The organism is Bacillus sp. PSXD-155 (assembly GCF_049310765.1).
GTDB classification, from domain to species: Bacteria; Bacillota; Bacilli; order Bacillales; family Bacillaceae_G; genus Bacillus_A; species Bacillus_A cereus.
Window position 1 is genome coordinate 72,230 of the sequence record NZ_JBMOWC010000018.1, and the last position, 21,206, is coordinate 93,435.

The following is a 21,206-nucleotide window of genomic DNA, read 5'->3' on the forward strand; positions in this document are numbered from 1 at the left end:
TATTTCAAGTGAATAGAATCCATTCTTTAAGAATACATAAAAAATATATATACAAGCGTAGTCTAATCACTACATCATTGGTGAAAGTAGAATTCTATAAATTTTTTGGAGGAAGAGATATGCAAAAAAAGGTTCTCCTGTTTACAGATTTAGGGATTGATGATGCCTTTGCTATACTGTACATCTTTTTTCGTAAAGACATTCAACTTGTAGGAATTGTGGCCGATTATGGAAATGTATCAAGAGAAAATGTAATAAGAAATATAAACTATTTAAAGTACATTGCGGGAAGAGAAGAAATACCTGTATTCCTTGGTGCTTCTGTACCGTTGACAGGTATATTAATTCAGTATTTCCCTGAGGTACATGGAAAAGTTGGATTAGGACCTATTATTCCACCTGAAATTTCATATCCAGTTTATCCTTTAAATGATATTTATCAAATTATAGAATCAAATTTAGAAGATCTTACCATTATCAATTTAGGAAGACTTTCTTCGCTAGCTACGACTTTTGTATTAAATTTAGAAACAATGCGAAATGTAAGAGAATGCATTTGCATGGGGGGAGCTTTTTTCTATCCAGGTAACGTAACTGCTGTGGCTGAAGCTAATTTTTACGCAGATCCTTATGCAGCAAACTTAATTTTACAGCATGCAAAGAACTTGACGATTATTCCTTTAAATGTGACTCAACATGCGATTGTTACACCCGAAATGGTCCAACAAATTGATGCATTTCATCGGAATACACAGGATCTTGCAGGACTCATCATCAAACCTATGTTAGATTATTATTATAATTTCTACTCCAAGTCTAATCCTGGTATAAGTGGAAGTCCTATGCATGATTTTGTAACGGTGTGGTATTTGCTGAATCAAGAGGCTGTTAGTCTTTCAAGGGTACCCATTAAAGTAATTCCTGATCAAGGGGAAGGATTTGGTCAAAGCATTGCAGACTTTCGTTTTGTTACTAATCCAGGCTATAAAACGCATAATGTAGCTTTTCAGTTTGATTATGAATGGTTCAAGAAGGATATTATGGAAACGTTCCTAAAGAAGAGAGTGTAACAGACTTTATTCACTTTACTTAACGTATAGGAATCCGACTTTTTTAGGTTGAAATTCTCTAACATACAAAGCTTCCTAATTGTTGGTACATTAAACTTTTAACTTGATGACTATGTTATTCTACCCCATTCTATACAGTTACTCATTTTTAATGTGTTGTGTAACTCAAAAGAGGAAGTGTTATGAAGCTATGAATATCAAGGGCTGTAGCATTTAAATTAGTTACACAAAATATAAGATATGGGTAAGTGAAGAAAAGGTATAAAAAAGGAGCGTAGTTTGTCCAATAGATGTAATGCTCTATTACTATTAAGTTAAGAAATTCATTGTTTCCGATTAATTGCATCCGTTTTTTGTGATTGTTATTGATTTTAAAAAATAAAAAATCGCCTTATTAAAGGCGATTCATTTTGCATTCTTTTGATAAATAAATATCTTTTAAAATTAAATACAATGTTCTACATTAACATGTTTCTGGATCTTTGTCTTTTTTTCTAAGACCAAATAATCCTAGTAGTCCCAATAAACCAAGCCCAATTATTATTTTTATTCTGATTATCATTTAAATCATTTGTCGTATTTACATTTCGAGTTCTCACATCATTATTAACTCTATTCATGTTATAGTCATTAACTCGAGTTGTAATTAGTACGAAACGTTCATAAAACCATTTTTAATATACATGATAATAGTATAAACTCTATATTTCTTTTAATAATTTAAGGTTATATATTTTCTGCATTAGCCGCTTTTAACCACGCTTCGTAGAATTCTGTAACTGATGCATACCGTTCTGCTCGATTGTTATTTACAGCACGATACGCTACCTCATATAATTCCTTACTTGCTTCCCATTTTATAAAAGAACGATCTTTTTCACCGCCTAAAAGTGAGAAAGCCATTGCTCCCATATTAAATATATTTGTTCTTTCATCAATTGTTGCGTTTAGTTCAAATTCCTCTGGTGACATAAAACGAGAGGAACCCCATAGCCGGCCCATTTTATTTATGTAAGGTTTCTTACTGTATAAATCTATATCACAAATTTTTGTTTCGTTTGTATTAAAATTATATAAAATACTACCGTCATAAAAATCTATTGCTACATAGTTTTTCTTTTCTACATAAGTATGGAAAGAAAAAAGGGAATGTAAGGAATGAATTCGTTCTATAGCAGATAAATGTCTAAATTTATAAAATGGAGAGTTTGGATTTTTATATTTCTCAGGAGGTGGGAAACTCCAATGCGAATGAAGACATTCACCATCAAACCAATCGAAAATTAATACATATCCAGATTGAGCTGGAAAATGATCAATTAGTCTTATGAGCGATTCATGTTTTAAATCTTCATAGATAGTAACTGAATTTTTTAGCCTTTTAATAGCGTGACCCGTTGTTCCTTCAAATGCAATTGTTTGTGCTCCTGCGTATTTGATAAATTTCTTATGCCCATCTTTTTCTACACCAAAACTTATATTACCTGAGTCTTGCTGGTCAAAAACTGCAAATACGGTTCCTAATTTAATAAGCCAATCAAAATTATGATATTCTTTTAATTGGAATGTTACGTTATTTAACTGAATTTCCACGGAATTATCTTTCATAGATTACCTCACATTTAATATAATTATGTTGTACATTCCACTATTCGACATATTTTATGGAAATCCTATGCTAATAATATAAAATTTTATAAATATAATGATAAACACTTATAAAGAGGTGAATACAATGGATCAACAAATTGTTATTAAAGCATATCAAAAAGACTGGGTTGAAGAGTATATAAAAGAAAAAGAGAAATTCTGTTCCTTGTTAGGACAAGAAATAATTGCTGTTGAACATATAGGAAGCACAGCAGTAGAAGGATTAGGAGCTAAACCTCTTATTGATATGATGATTGGCGTAACAGACTTACAAATTACTGAAAACTGGATTGAAATTCTATCGGAAATTGGATATGAGTTTGTTCCAAAAGATGCAACCAATTGGCGTTTTTTTAGAAAGGGAAAATGGAGAGCGGGTACTCATCATTTGCATATTTATATTTATAATAGTGATGAGTGGAGAAACAATATTTTATTTCGTGACTTTCTAATAAGCCATGAATGGGCACGTAAAGAATATAGAGAATTAAAAGAGAGGCTTGCTATTACATATGCTTTTGATCGTGTTTCATATACAAAGGCAAAAGCGCCATTTATTCGAAAAATATTAGAATTGGCTAGAATTCAATAAATTTATAGATTCTTATCTAACTAGTTTTGAAACCTCTTCCTATACTTTTTATAGGGAGAGGATTTTTTGTTTTTTTCATGACAAAATATATAATTTCTAATTATTGGAGGCAAACTATTTTATTTATTTTGATATTTCTAGTACATTGGAAATATTAAGGGGGTATTAAGCAATGAAAGCTATTGTACATCAATATGAAAAAGGATTAGAGGGGTTAGAATATAAATTTTCACCTGAGATAAGTCCTAATGCAGGTGAAGTAAAAATAAAGTTAAAAGCTGCAGGGTTAAATCATAGGGATTTATTTATTATAAACAATAGAAAAGAAATGGATCTACCATTAGTAATAGGGTCAGATGGCTCAGGAATTGTTACAGAAATAGGAGAAGGAGTTTCAAATATTACACTACATACAGAAGTTATTATTAATCCTAGTATTGGATGGGAACATGCTACTGAAGTACCGGAGTTACCGGAAGTGCTAGGTGGACCGAAAGATGGAACGTTTGCTGAATATGTAATTGTACCGGCTGAAAATGTAGTAGAAAAGCCGGCATATCTTACTTGGGAAGAATCAGGTGTTTTATCTTTATCCGCATTAACAGCATATAGAGCACTTTTTACAAAGGGTAGATTGAAGTGCGGTGAACATGTTTTAATTCCGGGAATAGGAGGTGGTGTAGCTACATTTGCCATGTTATTCGCGAAAGCAATCGGCGCAAAAGTGAGTGTTACTTCAAGGGTAGAGAATAAAAGGGAACTTGCTGAAAAATATGGTGCAGATATTTCTTTTAATAGTACCGGAAATTGGGAAGAGAGCTTACAAGGTGAAAAAGTAGATTTAATAATAGATAGTATAGGCCCGGCAACTTTCTTGAAATATTTTGATGTATTAAAACCAAATGGAAGAATCGTGAATTTTGGTGCAAGCTCAGGAGATAAAATTGAATTACCATTACGCGCATTATTTTATAATCAAATTGATATTATGGGAACATCCATGGGTAGCCGTGAGGAATTTAATGAGATGATAAAGTTTATTGAAAAATATCAAATTAAACCAATTATTGATAAGGTTTACTCGTTAGAAGAAGCAATTCGAGCACTAAGCCGTATGGAACATGGGGAACAATTCGGAAATATTGTACTTCAAATGAATTAAAAAATATGATTTTACAATTAGTATATTTAAATGAACATGTTATGTATTTCAAATATGAAAAAAATACGAACCGCCTTATTATAAAGGCTTACCGGCTTTATACATAAATAGCGTATAAAATTTGTTTTATAATTGTCACATGAGTAATAGTAAAATGAGAATTAGATGAAAAAAGTTTAAGCCTATTTTCATAATGGTATTGTATACTGTGTAAATCAAGAACACTTGTATGTAAGGAGAGAGTTTAATGAATTACACAGTATTTCAGTGGTTTAATAATTTTGCTGATTCATCCAAACTATTAGATACGTTAATGATTGCTATTACAAATAGCGCTGCATACGTAGCCGTTCTATTTATGTTTATCTTATGGTTTAATAATGGAAAGAAAGAAAAGGCAATTAGAAAACAATATACAGTTTTATATACGACGCTTTCGGTTATTATTGCATTATTAGTAAATGTTCTTATACACGCGGTATATTACCATCCGCGTCCATTCGTATCACATGATGTACATCAATTAGTACCACATGCAGCAGATTCATCATTCGTTAGTGATCATTCTGTACTTGTATTTTCAATCGCCTTCGTATTTATTCTTAGAGGAGAAAAACTGAAATATATCGCGCTATTATGGGCAGTACTAGTCGGTATATCACGTATGTACGTAGGTGTTCATTATCCTTTAGATATACTTGGTGCAGCATTCTTAACACTTATTACGAGCGCTTTAGTAATGCAAAGTACACGTATGTTTGAACCAATAGCGAAACTTGTATTCAAAATGTATGCATTAGTAGCGAGACGAATTCCTTTCTTAGCGAAATATAACCATATCGCATAATTTTCCTAAAAAAATTCCCCTTTGGACATCCAGAGGGGAATTTTTTTATAGGAAATACGAAAAGAGTTTAGAGTGCTCTGTAATCAAGTTGTACTAATTAATATTCTGAAATTTCACGCACCGTATTTAAAATATATAAAATAATGACACAAAATAACAACAGTTAGTTTTGCATTGTTTTAAAGGAATTAAAAAGAAAACTTCGAAACATATAGTATCGCAAACAAAAACTACAAATTTTAAAACGGATCTTCGTACGAATCCATTCCAAAAGAGAGGAGATAAGTATGCAAAAACTCCAAACGAATAAAGGCGCTCGATATATGATGATTGCTTTTATTGTTTTGTTTCTTATTATGATTTTGCGTATATTCTATATTCAGGCAGTAGGAGTCGTGCATAATGTGAATGTAAAGGATCTCGCGAATGAACAACATAATAAAAAAGGTGTTTTAGAAGCGAATCGTGGCACTATCTATGATCAAAGCGGAAAGGTGTTAGTACAAGATTCTACAACGTATCGAGTTGTTGTGAATTTAAAAGGAAAAGATAAAGTGAAAAATAAAGATGAAACCGCACAACAATTAGCCGATGCGCTTGGAATTGATAAAGAAGAAGTATTAAAAAACTTTCATGAAGGGCGTACACAAGTTGAAATTGGAAAAATTGGTCGGAATTTATCTAGGGAAACGAAAGAAAAAATTAATAATTTAAAAATACCAGGTGTATCTTTTATGTCGGAAAAAGCAAGAGTGTATCCGAATGAAGACTTCGCATCCTATATACTTGGTTTTGCTAGACCAGATGATAAAGGGAATACGGAAGGAAAGTTTGGACTGGAAAAGAGTTTGGATAAATATTTGCGCTCTACAAACGGGAATATAGAATATGTGGGTACACGAAGGGGAATTCCGCTTACAAATGATATAGGTAAAGTAGAACCAGCTAAAAATGGGAATAACGTATATTTAACGCTTGATAAACAAATTAATAGTTTTTTAGAAGAAGCGATGAACAAAGCGCAAGAACATTATGATCCTTCTATGTTAATTGGAATTATTGCTGATCCAAAAACCGGTAAAGTTTTAGCGATGTCTAGTAAACCTAGTTACAATCCTAATATAGGTGATATCGAATACTTTTTAAATGATCCGATTGCAAATGCATACGAGCCAGGTTCAACAATGAAAGTTTTTACGTTAGCAGCTGCCATTAATGAAGGTGTATATAACGGAAAAGAATATTTTCAATCTGGAAAATATTCCGTTGGTTCATCTGATATAAAAGACCATAATGGTGGATTTGGATGGGGATCAATTACATTTGATGAAGGATTTGAAAGGTCATCAAACGTAGCTTTTTCTATTTTAGAAGATCAGTTACTGAAACCAAATAAATTTAAGCAATATATGAATAAATTTGGATTCAATCAAAAAACAGGGATAGATTTACCTGGAGAAAGGAAAAATACTTTATTATTAAATACGCAAATTCAACAGGTTACAACTTCTTTCGGTCAAGGTTCTACAGTAACTCCGATTCAATTAATCCAAGCGGCTACCGCTATAGCAAATGACGGGAAAATGATGCAACCATATATCGTTGATAAAGTTGTAAATCCAACAAACAAAGAAGTTATTATGGAAAATCAACCGAAAGAAATTGGGAATCCGATAAAAAAAGAAACAGCGGACAAGGTTAGAAGCTTAATGGAGCGTGTTATAACATCTTCAAAAGGAACTGGTACAATGTATAAAGTAGATGGTTATCCAATTGGAGGTAAGACAGGAACAGCACAAATCCCGAATCCTGAAAACGGCCGATATATGGAAGGGAAAGAGAATTACATTTTCTCCTTTTTAGGAATGGCTCCAATTGATGATCCGGAGTTAATCGTATACTTAGCTATTAAGCAGCCAAAGTTAAAAGGAGGTGAGTATGGAGCTCAGCCTCTTGCTGAAATATTTAAACCTGTTATAAAAAACAGCCTTGAATATTTAAAGGTGAAACCGTATACAGAAAAACAAATAGCTGATGCAGCGAAACAATCTCAATTAAAAGTACAAAATTATGTAAATCAATCGATGGATACAATAGAGAAAAGTGTAGAAAAAGAGAAGCTACAGCCGGTAATTTTAGGAGAAGGAAAAATAATAAAACAATATCCACAGTCTGGCGAGGTAATGAGTGAAGGTGATCGTATATTTTTATTAGGGAATAACGCACAAATGCCAAATGTAAAAGGGTGGTCCATGCGTGATGTTATGTATTTCTCTAAACTTTTGAAATTAGATTTGAAAACTTCTGGTACGGGTTATGTAACGAGTCAAAGTATTGAAAAAGGACAAGATTTACAAGAAGGAGATATACTAGAACTAGAATTAGAACCGCCGTTACAACCGTTAACAGAGGCGAATACGAATTAATCCAGGCATTTGGAAGGAGCTGTATGCAAATAGCTCTTTCTTTAGAGTTGTAAGTAATTTCACGCACCGTAATTTTTAGAAAAAATAATAAATAAGAGAACTAACAGTGACACGTTATTAAATATCTGATTATTGTTTATTTACAGTTAAATGTATATGTGATAATATGGAAAAAATAAATGCAGTGAAGAGAAGAGTAAATAAAATGAATTTTTCACAGAGAGCTCCATTTAGCTGAAAAGGAGTAAAAATTCTTTATTGAACCAAGCCTCTGAGCAGCACATCGGAACCTATTATTAGGGGGATGGTGTGACGGGAGCTCTCGTTATAGAGCTAAGGTATAAGCATGAAAATAATGCAGTACCTGATAAGGTTAATATGGCGACATATTAATAAACTAGGGTGGCACCGCGATGATAAATCTCGTCCCTAAGACTAAAAGTCTTGGGGGTGGGATTTTTTTATTGTTTTAAAACAATTTGGAAAGCGGGGGCCAAAAATGAAGAACTTACTTAAAGATTGGAAATATCCTTTATTACTATTGTCCGGAGTTGGTATTGCGAATTTAGGGGCATGGATTTACTTAATAGCACTGAATGTACTTGTCTATAATATGGGTGGCTCAGCCTTAGCTGTTGCTACTTTATATGTAATAAAACCATTAGCCATTTTATTTACAAACGCTTGGTCTGGGAGTATGATTGATCGTTTAAATAAACGGAAATTAATGATTCACCTCGATATATATCGTGTGTTATTTATCGCTATTTTACCTTTACTTCCGTCACTTTGGATTGTTTATGTATTCGTATTCTTTATAAGTATGGCCAGTGCAATTTATGAGCCAACTGCTATGACGTATATGACGAAATTAATTCCAGTAGAGCGAAGACAACGTTTCAACTCACTACGCAGTTTAATAGGATCTGGTGCATCACTAATTGGACCAGCAGTAGCGGGGGGATTATTAATTGCAGGTACACCAGAGTTTGCTATATATATGAATGCTATAGCATTTCTCTTATCAGGATTAATTACATTACTTTTACCTAATCTTGATAAGAAAGAAGCTTCGGATACAACAAGTAATACATTATCTCTTACAGTATTAAAAAAAGATTGGAACACTGTTATAAATTTTAGTAGAAAACATGTGTATGTCGTATGTGTGTATTTCTTATTTCAAAGTATGTTCGTATTAGCAACCGCTACTGATTCACTTGAACTATCGTTTGCGAAAGAGGTATTACTACTAACAGATAGTGAATATGGTTTTCTAGTTAGTATAGCTGGTGCAGGATTTATTTTAGGTGCCATAACAAATACAATTTTGTCAAAGAAATTAGCACCTTCATTTCTAATTGGAATAGGATCATTATTCATCGCAATTGGTTATTTAATTTATGCTTTTTCAAATATATTTTTAATAGCTGCTATTGGATTCTTTATTTTATCTTTCTCTATGGCATATGCAAATACAGGCTTTTATACGTTTTACCAAAATAACGTTCCCGTTCATATAATGGGACGGATCGGAAGTATATATGGACTTGTTATTGCGTTAGTAACAATCTTTATTACAATATTATCTGGTGTTGCGACTCAGTTCATTTCTATACAACTGGTAGTTATTGTAGGTTCATTGATCATGTTATTTATTACTATCGTCTTGTGTGTGTTTACTTTATTCCCATCACAATCTAAGTTGTATTCTACTGAATCAATAAAGTGAAACTTTAATGAGGGGGGCATCCCCCACTGATTATCAGCCCTCACCAATCGGGCTTTTACGGGCAGCAGCGTCCCCACTTAACTTCTTTGCTTTCGCTGAATTTTGAGATGGGGGTCCTACTGCCCACAAATAGCGGAATACATTCGAAATGAACTTTGTGTTCTCATTAACAATTTATCGTATTTAATAAAAGGGTTCTTTCCCCTTTATATGGAAAAATTAATAAGGGTAAAGAACAATACCGAAAGACAAGGGTGGTTGTCGTGATAAAAACAAAAGATGAAATTAATAAAATTGTAAAAGAAATACAAAAGAAAATAGATTTCTCTGGGGTAGTTTTAGTAAAAAAAGAAAAAGACTTAATCTATGAAAAAGCAATGGGTTACGCAAACAAAAGTGAATGTATAAACAATACGATACAAACAAGATTCGGCATTGCCTCAGGATGTAAAATTTTCACTGCAATTGGAATTTGTCAACTTGTTGAAAAAGGTGTTATTTCTTTTCATACAAAATTAAAGGATTGTCTAGAGATAAAACTTCCAAACTTCGATGAAGATATTACAATACATCAACTACTAACGCATAGCTCTGGTATACCAGATTATTTTGATGAAAGTATTATGGATAACTTCGAGGATCTTTGGAAACAAACACCTATGTATCTATTAAAGAGCTTAAAAGACTTTTTACCATTATTCCAAAACAGTAATATGATGTTTGCACCTGGGAGTAAGTTTCACTACAACAACGCAGGTTTTATCATACTTGGATTAATAATAGAAGAACAGACGGGACTTAAATTTACGGAGTATATAGAAACAAACATTTTTAATTCGATTGGCATGAATGATTCTGGCTATTTTTCGTTAGATAAATTACCAAGACATACAGCTCTAGGATATATAAAGGACGAAACCAACCAAAATTGGAGAACAAACGCTTACTCTATACCAATAAAAGGAGGGGCTGATGGAGGTGCATATGTTACTGCACCAGACATGTTGAAATTTTGGGCGGCACTATTTAATAATGAAATTTTAGGAAAGGAATATACAAAGTTACTTTTAACTCCCCACATTCATGTAAATGATAAACAGTCTTACGGATATGGAGTATGGATTGAAACACGAGAAAACAAGGTATTCAAATATCATGTAATGGGATATGATCCAGGCGTCAGTTTTCGCTCGGCCATATATCCAGAATTAGGAATCACTTTAGTTATTCCATCGAATAAAGGGGCAGGACCTGAAAAATTAATGACAGAAATAGAAAGAGCTTTTTAATTATATGGATATAAAAGAAGAGATACGAAAATAATTTAAACGGGTTTATGATTGTTTCTGTTCTGAAAAATATTTTAGTTAACGAGGAACCCTTTATTTATTAAATAAGGGGTTTTTGTAATTCTGCACAATTACATATGTTTATATGGATTTTTAAATTAAAAAACATTACTATATAATTGTAAATTTAAATTATTAATTCATATGAAAGGATGTGTTAACAATTTGTATATGATCAACGGTAGTTTGTTTATTATTTTAGGGGTTATTTGTTATTTAATTGTACGTGGAATATTAATTGGTACCAAAAATAAAAAACATATGATTTGGTGGAAAGAAATAATAAGTTTTTTATTCGTGGTCTACATTTGTATGGTTGTTGCAGTAACTTTATTCCCTTTACCAATCGGTTTTCCTTCTAATATTGAAAATCTGAATCGCTCGGTCAATATAATACCATTTGCATCAATTATTAAAGACATCAATCAAATTGGTAGTGCTTATGATGGGGATGCCCTATTTATGATTGGTCTTATTGTAAGAAATGTAGGCGGGAATATTTTATTATTAATGCCTTTAGGATTTTTAGCACCAATTTTATTGGATAAATATAAAAAGTTCAAAAATACTATTTTATTAGGATTTACTATATCAGTTAGTATCGAATTGCTACAATTAATTCAGTCTTTATTTAGTGGAGTAGGACGAATTACTGATATTGATGATGTGATCTGTAATGTTATAGGTTCTATTATTGGATATTGTATTTATATTATCTTTTTAAAAGCCATTAATAAATTTAACATTCGAGTGTTGGGTAAAACTAATTCTAAAGGTGTGGAATTAGTTGATAAATAGGAGTTTAAACGAGTTATTAAAGGCGTACGAGTAAAAAGTACGTCTTTTTATTTTTATAAATAATGCTTAAGACTGATGAGAAATCACATTTTCCAACTTACACTTAAAAGTAGCTATCGTATTTCAAGTATGGAATGAAAAGAGGAGAATATATTTTTTAAAGATAAACAAGTTTATAGGAGGATTCTAAATGGATATTTTACTTGTTGTTCTTATTATTGTTTTGATGCAAAGTAAAGAACGAAAAGTGAAAATAAACCGTATTTGGCTCATTCCGGCTTTGTTGTGCTTTGTAACAATCCAGTCCATTATTCATATGGGACAAATAACTTTGCTGCAAGGACTACTGTTTGTTGTAATGCTTGGAATTGGCTTAGGTCTAGGGATTATACGGGGAAGAGCTTTAACATTTCGATTTGATAGTAAAACAGGTCATGTACTCCGAAAAGGAAATTGGGTAAGTACAATAATCCTTCTTGTTATTTTAGGAGCAAAAATTATGATTAAACAAAGTATGTTTTCTGGTAGTACGCACCAGACATTAATGGTTGTAACAAATGCCTTTTTATGTATTACATTAGGCACTGTAATTAGTAGACGTTATTATATTTGGAAAAAATATAATGAATTAACACAAAAAACGTAAATGCATTCACCCCTTGTTTAACATTGCTAAGAACGGTAATACTAATTAACATTGAACTTTTACAACAAGGGATGATAATATGATATACATTTACACAGACTTCGGCGGTACTCATACAACTTCACTTGCTGCAGCGTATCATTTAAATAAATTACCAACGGATCGTAAGTTAACGAAAGAAGAAATTTTGAATGTAGATTACTTTAATAAATTGAAAACAGAAGATATGGGAAAAATTATTTTTCATGGAATCGATGAACATGGTCATCCTGTATATACGATTGGATGTGGCGCATCAAAAGTTGTTGTACCAGCGATGAAGCATTTAGGAGAAATCTTGCAAAAACATTATCAAAGCCATGAAAAGATTATATTTTCTAACACATCACCAACAGTGCCTTTACCAATGACTTTCGGTGGGCTGTTTTCTAGAAGGTTCCATATCGATTTTATTGGCGTACCGTTACTCGTATGGGGAGCAAAAATTTGCTGTGATAATATACAAAGACTTGTTAGTTATACAAAAGAAGCTGGAAGATTAACGAATGATTATGTTGTAATTTTAGATAATGAAACTTTTAAATAGTATATGATAAGAAGAAAATCGAGCAAATTCCTTGATTTTCTTTTTTATTTGTGAAATAGACAAGAAATAGTCACATTTAATATACATCTACTATAGCCAAAACAATAAAGTCCTGTTACTATTACAGGGATATTCTCTTTTTATAACATAAATATATAGAAAAATTAGAAAAGAGGAATTGAATTAAGGGAGGAACAACATGAAGCGTGTTGCTTGGATTACTGATAGTACAACTGCGAATTTTAAAACAGAAGGAGATAACTTTGTTATCCCAATCGAAGTTATTATTGATGGAATGTCGTACAAAGATTGTGAAGAAGGTGTACGTGAACGTGTTTATAATGCGTTAAACGAAGGTAAAACAGTCACTACTTCACAACCTAATATTGGGGAAATGGTAGAGTTATTTACGAAATGCAAAGAAGAATATGAAGAAGGATTTGCAGTTGCTATTAGCGGAAAAGTAAGTGGAACCTATCAAAATATGAAGCTAGCTGCAGAAATGGCAGGTTTTCCATTAACGGTATTAGACAGTGAAACAACAAGTTATCCAATGGATGAACTAATTAGAAAAGCGAAATCGTTATACAATGATGGTATGACTTTACAAGATATACACAAAACATTAGTAGATGAAAAAAGAAGACCTTTCCACGTATTCCCGAAAAGTTTAAAAGGCCTTTATGCAAGTGGTCGTGTAAAGGGCATTCAATTTTTACTTGGAAGTTTATTAAGTGTTAACTTAATATTAGAAGTAAAAGGTGGAGAGCTTTTACTTGAAAAGAAAGTTCGTAAAATCCAAAAATGTCGAGAATATATTAAAAATGAACTTGAAAAAGAATTACCAAAAGTACTTCACATGTTCCATGCTAATGATAAAGATGGAGCCGAGGAATGGATTGCAGATATTAGACAAGCATTCCCTGAAATGGATTTCAAATTATATCCATTACCAATTTCATTTGCGGTTCATGCAGGTGAAGGTACAATAGCAATTAGTTATTAAAGTAAAACCCGTGAATTATTTACGGGTTTTTTATTTAATTAAAATGAAATGTGATCTCGACATATCTCCATCGAGGTTAGAAATCGATGGTCGAGCTACCTTCTCATAGATAACTGTGGAATGCCTTTTTTATGACTTATCCAATTATTTCTTACAAGATTTAAGGAGGATTGAGTTGAAAATGAATTGATTAAAGTGTAAAATTACACTAAATAACACATTAGTTACTTTTGAGGGGGAAGTAAAGTGAATAAGGAGCATGCAATTGAACTTATTTCAATGAAAATAAAGTTAATACGCACTGAAAAAAGATATACACAAGATAAAATGGCTGAAGTTCTCGGCATATCAAAAAAAACGCTTGTTCAAATTGAGAAAGGGAGAACGAATGCAGGTTGGACCAACACTGTTGCTATTTGTGCATTGTTTAGAGATAGTGAAGTTTTACAGAATACTCTTGGGGATGATCCATTAGTAGTAATCGAAACAATGGCCCACAATAGCACTAACAACTTCAAAGAAAAAACATTGGGAGGAAAAGTCTGGTGGAAGCAGATTCAAGAAAAAGGGAACTTTCGCTTACAACAAAATCTAATTAGTCAGCATTATCGTATTCTAGACAGACAGGATTACCGTTGGTTTAATTCGTTTGATTTAGAAGAAACGCTAAATCAACTTAATAAATTAGCAACGAATTCAGAACATCAAATAACCAGAACTACAATGAGCGAAAATAAATAGGAGGAAATTACATATGATCATCTTGCATTTTCTTTGGATTTACTTTATGCCAATTTACTGGTTATGTGGATTTATAGGTGGAATCTATTTAATTATTGCAGGTATCAAATATCTTAAATTACTTGTAAGTGTAATGGGATTACTTTGTCTTACCCTTGTCGTGTTACCTATTATTTGTTGGGGGACAGGGATTAATGCGGAATTTCTTCTTACACCCGTTTCCAACTTTTCACTATTCTCTTTAAGTGGGTTAATAGCAGGATTTATTGGATTGTGGTCAAAAATTAAACGCATAAGAAATATGGGATTTACTATTTTTACTTGTGGAGTAATAGGTGCCCTATTCTATTATTTAATGTCTATACCCGATTCATACTATATAGGATAGTTTTTCAAAACTCAGTTCATTTACAAACAAAAGGATAGTGAAACAGGAAAAACATTATTTCTATTCTTTCTGTCTAACTTATTAAATAAAAAGGAGGTGCTATAGAACTGGTAGCGTTTCCTTTTTCACATGAATCATTCACCTATCAGATAGGTTGCGCTCCAGTACGTAGTAGGTAGCATATCAATAACTAGCTATAATTTCTACATTCTCTGACTTTAAATGATAAAGGAGATGTTATCACAGTTGTTCCTGCAAAGAAAAAATGAATAGTTGTAGTAAAAACATTCTAGAATACAGAAGCTTAGGAATATTGGATATAAAATATGATAAATACGAGGCATAAGCCAGTTTACAATTTTTATGTCAACACTACAAACTTGACATGTGTGTATTTCGTTTTGCACTGTAAATCATTCTTATTAAGTAATAGAATTGTAGAAATATATAATAGAATATTCGCACTAATATTTATACAGCTACAATCTATTTACATATAAGGTTATTGGGATTATATTGAAAATGAAAGAGAAAACAATAGATGGAAGGGGATGTTTTTTATGTTTAAAAAAGCAGCACTAGGGATTTCATCGTTAGCAATCACAGCGTTCGTCGGATTAGGAATGGCAACAGAAGCTTCAGCTGGACCAGCAGCACCACTTACTTCACTAAACGTCGTACAAGTAGAGTCTGAGCTAGGCGGGGTAGAAACAATTAATCAGAACAGCTTCAGCACATCGCGTAACCACGGGGGAAAATATTTATATATTACAACGAAAGAAATGGGCTATGGCCAAAACCCATTTGCTAAAATGAATGGTTCTAATGTAAAAAGTATTGATTCCACTATAATTGGCGGAAGACCAATCGTTGGCTGGTATTATAAATGGGATGCTTCTGGACACCAACAAGGAACGTTTGAGTACCAAAAGACATCTATAAATTCACCATTTAATACAATGCGTACATCAATTTATATCCAATAATTTTGAAAGCGTTCGCACATATAGAATAGTAAAAAAGGTACTTCTAGGAGTACCTTTTTTTGATTTGAATCACGTTCATCTATATTTACAATCCTGATTTCACAGCAAAAATACTTACCATAAAACAAAATCCTTAAACGTCTATAAAATTAATATGAACGCGTAGTACAAGTCCGCTACAGTTAAAGTACGTAACTTTACATATTTCAACTCAATGAAGAAGGAAGAAACTGTAGTACTTACGCCACAGTTTTTAATTTATCCATGAACTCATAGTTTAATTTTAAGTTTTTTAGATATATAGACATAACCGTACTACCTGCTACCCTTTTTTTAAATTCAAGATTAAAAAGAGTAGCTAAACTTATATAAGCTTAGCTTGATGGATATGTGGCGGAACTCTAAAATTAATTACATCTTTTTCATAATATAAACAATTTTATATAGGGAGATGAAAGGATTTTTTAAAATAATAAAGAAGTATGTATAAACAAATATATAAATGGTAGTGATTAGGATGAAAATCAGTAAGTTTGCAGAAGTAAATAATGTAAGTGTAGATACGATTAGACATTATATGGACCTCGGACTCGTTATTCCCGAGAAAAAAGGAAGTCACTATTTTTTTGACGAGTATTGTCAAAAGGATATAGAACTTATATTAGAGCACAAATGGCTAGGGTTTAGCTTGTATGAAATTAAAGAACTGTTTCTTTATAAAAATTTAGGGAAATCCTTAGACTATGAAAAGGATAATTTTTATCAATCTTTATTTAAAGTAAAATATGAAAAGATTGAACAAGAAATAAAAACTTTAGAGGAACGAAAATGCAAATTAAAGGAAGCGTTACATAATTTATCTATAGAAACTGAAATTTCGAGTTCAATTTTAGGGGTAGATTTAAAAGTACTTCATTTATTTAAATGTGTTAAGTGTAACGGAAATTTAATTCTTGAAGATGGCATTATTAATAAGAATCAAATTATTGAGGGAAAGTTAATTTGTAATTGTGGTGAAGAATACACGATTATTTCAGGGGTTTTAACAGCTGGCAACTCAGTGAAAGCGTATGAAAAGAAATCACTTGAAGATTCTATTTCGGATTATATTCATGAAACTGATACTGCTTTTTTGGAAAATGTTCAAAGAGGAGGAGAATGGGCGAAAAAGAAACTAATGCAATTAGATTTAAATGAAAAAATACTACTTGATTTAGGGTCTGGTATTGGGTTCTTTTTACGAAATATTTATGAAGAACTACCGGAAGAGTGTTTATATATTGCTGTTGATCGTGATTTGAATAAACTTTTACTTTTAAAAGATGTAATTGAGAGAAGAAATTTGAAAAGAAATATTGTATTTATCTGTGCTGACTTTCTAAACATTCCTATTCAGAATTATTCTGCTGATATTGTAATTGATCAATCAGGTACAAGTAATTATAGTTTTGAACATGAGGAGTTTTTATTACGCGAATTAAATTACCTTTTTAAACCTAATTGTTATTTATTAAGTTCATTTATTTTATTTAATAAATTCAGCATAAATAGCCAAATTGCACCTAGACTCCGAGAGAATTTTACATCTGCAAAAGTAACGAAAGAAATCCAAAATTTACAGTTTCAATCGATTGATGAAAGTACTTCAAATTATTTAAAACGAGGCGGAAAGTACGAGGATTTCTTTGTTCAAGGAGAAGAAATTTATACATATTCATTTTTCGGAAAAAGATGGGGTTAACTCCATCTTTTATTTATTTTCCCTTAAAACTTTTCAAATAGTACATATTGCTATTGGGTTGACCCAAGAACTTACAATGTACGTAACACAAAGTTAGGCAGGGGGAAAAGTGATGGGAAGTTTACGATTACATATAGAAAATAAAAAAAGAAACCAAGAACTAAGAAATATTTGTTTATATTCAATTGCAAAAACAGTATCACTATTTGGTAGCTCTATTTATAGTTTTGCATTAGGATTGTATGTTTTACAAATAACCGGATCTGCGTTAAATTTTGCAATTTCGCTCATATTAGGAACGATTCCAATGATTGTTATGAATCCATTTGCCGGTGTCATTGCTGATAAGGTTGATAAAAAGAAACTGGTTATTTGTATGGATTTACTAAGCGGATGCTTATTAATAACTGTTTATATATTAAGCAGCTATTATGGATTAAACTTATTTATCATTTATACTACTACCTTTCTTATGACAGTATTTACAACTTTTTTTGGAATAGGTTTAGAGGCCGTAAAACCGAATATGGTCACTAAAGAGCGGTTAATGAGTATTAATTCTATAAGTAAAATTATCGATTCTATATCTTTAATTCTAGGCCCTATGTTAGGGGGGATTGTTTTTGCAGTCTTTGATATTAAAATTTTTATAATTATAAATGGTATTTCATTTATCCTTTCGACTATTTCCATATTGTTTATTAACTTTAAATTGTTTGAGCAAAACATAAATGAGGAATGTTCAATTAGAGAAATTAATTTTATTGAAGATATAAAGGAGGGATACTCTTATTTATTGGAGCGGAAACGCTTAAAAAATACTTTTAGTATTTTAATTTCTCTTAATTTCTTTTTAGGCTTTGCTGTAACTGTTCCGTTGCCATACATTATTAACACAGTTCTTAATCTTAGTTCTAAGCAATTTGGTATGATTCAAGGGACTTTCCCGATAGGTATGATAGTTGGTGCAATACTAGTAAAAAAGATAACTGATTGTTTTTCTTATTCTTATCTATTGAAAAAAATAAGTTTTATGTTGGCGATTTTTATGATAGTTTCAGGAATACCTGTTTTATTTAAACCTATTGTAGTAAATAATTTGGTATATGTTACTACGTATTGCATGATTATGTTCTTTTTAGGATTTATGATAGCACAAATTGATATTCCTTTAATGTATTTCATGCAAAATGAGATTCCTGAAGAATATAGAGGAAGAGTTCTTAGTATTGGATTAAGCTTAGGTAAAATAATGCAGCCAATAGCACTTGCAATATCAGGACTATTATTAAATTTCATTCCAGCCTACACGCTTCCCATTGCAGGGGGGATTGTATTTTTTACTTTGAATAAAATTTTAGCAAATAAGTTAAATTTAGAAATTCATTCAAAAGATTATAGTGTTTAACGTAACTTAAAAAGCGCAGGATGCTGATCCTGCGCTTTTTTATCGTAATTCAGCGGTTTTTCTAATGACAATCTTATCAATATCATCTTCTTCATCACCAATAAATAATCCGCGTTCTTTTAAATACGCTTCAAAATATAAATCTGCTTCAGCGCGTTCGTCATATGGCTTTACAGAGAGAACGAAACCTAATTTGTTTTGTTCTTCTAAATGGGAAGTGGAGATGTAAGCCGGTACATTATGGCGTAAAAAGAGTTCTTTAACTGGAATAATCATATCTTTCATTAATTTCGTTAGCATACCCATTTCAAACTCGAAATTAAAGCGATCTATACTAGATAAATCAGCGAATACTACACCGATAAAACCTGTATTAAATACTTCTTGATATTCTACATCTTCATCATGGCCGCCATAAAAATTCTTTTCGATTAAATAATTTACAAAATAAGCAACGCCATCACTTTGTTCAAATGGTTTCGTTGAAAGAACAAAACCAATTTTCTTTTGTTTATGTAAATACACACATGACATGTATGCTGAAATGTTATGTTCTTTAAATAAAGCACTTGTTGCTCCAGAGAGACCATCTAGTACGTGATGAACAATTTGAAGTTTTTTACGAGCGAAATAATAGGATTTCTTTTGTAACTCCAATGTATCAATAAAGACAGAGCCGATAAAGCCTGTATTTGAAATAATAGGTGCTTGCTTTTTTCTTCCTCTGCGCTTTAATGGAGCCATTGTTAAAATCATCCCTTCATGTACGTTTAAAATAAAAAGAACGTTTGTTCGTATATTTATATTTTACTATTAAAACGCTATAAAGTAAAGGGTTTTTGATGAAAATATAACAAAAAAGACACCTTATAAAAGGTGCCTTAAACGCTGTAAGGAATAGGGTTTACCCTAACTATTTATATTATGATACAGAAACAATCTCTTCTGTATCTTCTACATCTAAATGACAGTCCATAGTACGAACATCTTGATCTTCATGACTTCCGAAATAAATAGTAATTTTCATATGTATCGCTCCTTTATTCTAGGAATACCTAAAATAATTACTAGTAATGTTAATATTTATTATATACCACTTTTTTCATTCCGACAACGTTATATCATTTTTAATTATTTTAAACTATAGAGCACAATTTAAAGAGGTACTTTTTATAGAAAATGGTAAATTTCTAATATGTTATATTTAATATAGAAAAATTCGAGTGTTACTTTTTATGAAAAGGAGAACTATTGATGAATTATAAACAACAACTACTAGATAACTTTGCATTTAAAACTTCATATATTGCACAATTTGTGCCCGGAATGAGTATAAAAAAAACGAAAGATTATATTGCTGTTGATTGTGGATTACCTGCCGATACATTTAATATCATCACTCTACTAAACAATAATTTAACGGAAGGGATTGAGAAATTATATAAAGAGGTAGAATACTATTATCAAAGAAATTTTCCAATGAGTGTTTGGTTATGGGATGAGGAGCAAGAGCGGGATATAAAAAGTGAGTTAATTAAAATCGGTTTAAAAGAAGTGGAACAGAATATTGCGATGGTAGCAGACTTAAAAACAATTTCCCCAACAATAAACATGCCAGTAAGTTTTACTATTCAACAAGCATCTTCACCTGGACAAATAAATAAATTTGGAGAAACGTTAGCTGATCTATTCGGCACATCAGAAGAAGGTATACATGTACAAGCATTCTATAATCAAATTTCTAATCTTGATATATGTAACAGTGAGAATCTGAAATTATTTTTAGGGTTATATGAAGGTGAAGTCGTAACTGTTGGTTCATTGATATGTTCAAAAGATAGTATTGGTATTTATGACATAGCAACTAAAGAAGGAATGAGAGGACGAGGGTTCGGATCTGCTATGTTCAATTTCCTGCTGCAAGAAGCACATAAATTTAAAAATACGTATTGTGTATTACAAGCTTCACCCGATGGAATCAATATTTATAAAAAATCGGGATTTCAAGCTATCGGCAAAATGACTGTATTGGAAAATCGACATTTAATTGAGTAAATCATTCAAGTTAAATCGTCTTT

The 21,206-nt window shown here is 31.6% G+C and carries 19 protein-coding genes, 1 pseudogene and 1 other annotated feature; of the genes and pseudogenes, 17 read left to right on the forward strand and 3 right to left on the reverse strand.

Going from position 1 to position 21,206, the window contains the following annotated elements:
* Positions 1 to 119 precede the first annotated feature (119 nt).
* A complete protein-coding gene (locus ACO6VI_RS19880; RefSeq protein ID WP_001170283.1) occupies positions 120 to 1,070 on the forward strand; it encodes a nucleoside hydrolase in 951 nt (316 codons plus the stop codon).
* Positions 1,071 to 1,533: 463 nt separating this feature from the next.
* On the opposite strand, the pseudogene ACO6VI_RS19885 reads toward ACO6VI_RS19880, so the two are convergent.
* Together ACO6VI_RS19885 and ACO6VI_RS19890 are read right to left on the reverse strand one after the other, a co-directional pair.
* Positions 1,534 to 1,717 (reverse strand): annotated as a pseudogene (locus ACO6VI_RS19885) (GNAT family acetyltransferase); the annotation flags it as partial.
* Between the two features lie 79 nt (positions 1,718 to 1,796).
* Complete coding sequence (locus ACO6VI_RS19890) at positions 1,797 to 2,678, reverse strand: protein kinase domain-containing protein (protein ID WP_098033255.1); 882 nt, start codon at positions 2,676 to 2,678, stop codon at positions 1,797 to 1,799.
* A gap of 127 nt (positions 2,679 to 2,805) precedes the next feature.
* Here ACO6VI_RS19890 and ACO6VI_RS19895 point away from each other — a divergent pair, with 127 nt between their 5' ends.
* The 15 genes from ACO6VI_RS19895 to ACO6VI_RS19965 all read left to right on the forward strand — a co-directional run bounded on the left by ACO6VI_RS19895 (position 2,806) and on the right by ACO6VI_RS19965 (position 19,128).
* The gene (locus tag ACO6VI_RS19895) at positions 2,806 to 3,312 is read left to right on the forward strand and encodes a GrpB family protein (RefSeq protein ID WP_000372677.1); all 507 of its coding nucleotides are present in this window, start codon (positions 2,806 to 2,808) and stop codon (positions 3,310 to 3,312) included.
* A gap of 172 nt (positions 3,313 to 3,484) precedes the next feature.
* Positions 3,485 to 4,474: a zinc-binding dehydrogenase gene (locus tag ACO6VI_RS19900; protein WP_000644511.1), complete on the forward strand. Its 990-nt coding sequence runs from the start codon at positions 3,485 to 3,487 to the stop codon at positions 4,472 to 4,474.
* Between the two features lie 247 nt (positions 4,475 to 4,721).
* Positions 4,722 to 5,321, forward strand: a complete 600-nt coding sequence (locus ACO6VI_RS19905) for an undecaprenyl-diphosphatase (protein ID WP_001110124.1) — start codon at positions 4,722 to 4,724, stop codon at positions 5,319 to 5,321.
* Positions 5,322 to 5,608: 287 nt separating this feature from the next.
* On the forward strand, positions 5,609 to 7,747 hold the full coding sequence (locus ACO6VI_RS19910; protein WP_098033254.1) for a penicillin-binding protein: 2,139 nt from the start codon (positions 5,609 to 5,611) through the stop codon (positions 7,745 to 7,747).
* 175 nt (positions 7,748 to 7,922) lie between these two features.
* Positions 7,923 to 8,181, forward strand: a binding site (T-box leader).
* A 65-nt stretch (positions 8,182 to 8,246) separates the two neighbouring features.
* Positions 8,247 to 9,479, forward strand: coding sequence for an MFS transporter (locus ACO6VI_RS19915; protein ID WP_023522087.1), 1,233 nt, complete (start codon positions 8,247 to 8,249; stop codon positions 9,477 to 9,479).
* Positions 9,480 to 9,742: 263 nt separating this feature from the next.
* The gene (locus ACO6VI_RS19920) at positions 9,743 to 10,768 is read left to right on the forward strand and encodes a serine hydrolase domain-containing protein (RefSeq protein WP_023522088.1); all 1,026 of its coding nucleotides are present in this window, start codon (positions 9,743 to 9,745) and stop codon (positions 10,766 to 10,768) included.
* A 225-nt stretch (positions 10,769 to 10,993) separates the two neighbouring features.
* A complete protein-coding gene (locus tag ACO6VI_RS19925) occupies positions 10,994 to 11,626 on the forward strand; it encodes a VanZ family protein (RefSeq protein WP_141435880.1) in 633 nt (210 codons plus the stop codon).
* Positions 11,627 to 11,816: 190 nt separating this feature from the next.
* Positions 11,817 to 12,272 carry a DUF1453 family protein gene (locus tag ACO6VI_RS19930; RefSeq protein WP_000353711.1) on the forward strand — a complete coding sequence of 152 codons (456 nt, stop codon included), beginning with the start codon at positions 11,817 to 11,819 and terminating at the stop codon, positions 12,270 to 12,272.
* 79 nt (positions 12,273 to 12,351) lie between these two features.
* Positions 12,352 to 12,858 (forward strand): DUF3189 family protein, encoded by a 507-nt coding sequence (locus ACO6VI_RS19935; protein ID WP_000639421.1) that lies wholly within the window; start codon positions 12,352 to 12,354, stop codon positions 12,856 to 12,858.
* Between the two features lie 199 nt (positions 12,859 to 13,057).
* Complete coding sequence (locus ACO6VI_RS19940; protein ID WP_000831923.1) at positions 13,058 to 13,864, forward strand: DegV family protein; 807 nt, start codon at positions 13,058 to 13,060, stop codon at positions 13,862 to 13,864.
* Positions 13,865 to 14,110: 246 nt separating this feature from the next.
* Positions 14,111 to 14,605 (forward strand): helix-turn-helix transcriptional regulator, encoded by a 495-nt coding sequence (locus ACO6VI_RS19945; RefSeq protein WP_001031006.1) that lies wholly within the window; start codon positions 14,111 to 14,113, stop codon positions 14,603 to 14,605.
* Between the two features lie 13 nt (positions 14,606 to 14,618).
* Positions 14,619 to 14,993 carry an ammonia permease gene (locus ACO6VI_RS19950; RefSeq protein ID WP_422423900.1) on the forward strand — a complete coding sequence of 125 codons (375 nt, stop codon included), beginning with the start codon at positions 14,619 to 14,621 and terminating at the stop codon, positions 14,991 to 14,993.
* 560 nt (positions 14,994 to 15,553) lie between these two features.
* Positions 15,554 to 15,979, forward strand: a complete 426-nt coding sequence (locus ACO6VI_RS19955; protein ID WP_000472917.1) for a DUF4879 domain-containing protein — start codon at positions 15,554 to 15,556, stop codon at positions 15,977 to 15,979.
* Between the two features lie 517 nt (positions 15,980 to 16,496).
* Positions 16,497 to 17,720, forward strand: a complete 1,224-nt coding sequence (locus tag ACO6VI_RS19960; RefSeq protein WP_161519876.1) for a MerR family transcriptional regulator — start codon at positions 16,497 to 16,499, stop codon at positions 17,718 to 17,720.
* A gap of 112 nt (positions 17,721 to 17,832) precedes the next feature.
* Positions 17,833 to 19,128 (forward strand): MFS transporter, encoded by a 1,296-nt coding sequence (locus ACO6VI_RS19965; protein WP_161519875.1) that lies wholly within the window; start codon positions 17,833 to 17,835, stop codon positions 19,126 to 19,128.
* A gap of 39 nt (positions 19,129 to 19,167) precedes the next feature.
* Here the strand turns inward: ACO6VI_RS19965 and ACO6VI_RS19970 are convergent, their stop codons facing one another.
* The gene (locus tag ACO6VI_RS19970) at positions 19,168 to 19,872 is read right to left on the reverse strand and encodes a hypothetical protein (RefSeq protein ID WP_000035355.1); all 705 of its coding nucleotides are present in this window, start codon (positions 19,870 to 19,872) and stop codon (positions 19,168 to 19,170) included.
* 510 nt (positions 19,873 to 20,382) lie between these two features.
* Between ACO6VI_RS19970 and ACO6VI_RS19975 the strand changes: the two genes are divergently transcribed.
* Entirely contained in the window at positions 20,383 to 21,183 is an 801-nt protein-coding gene (locus tag ACO6VI_RS19975; protein WP_001107101.1) for a GNAT family N-acetyltransferase, read from the forward strand.
* The last annotated feature ends 23 nt before the right edge of the window (positions 21,184 to 21,206 follow it).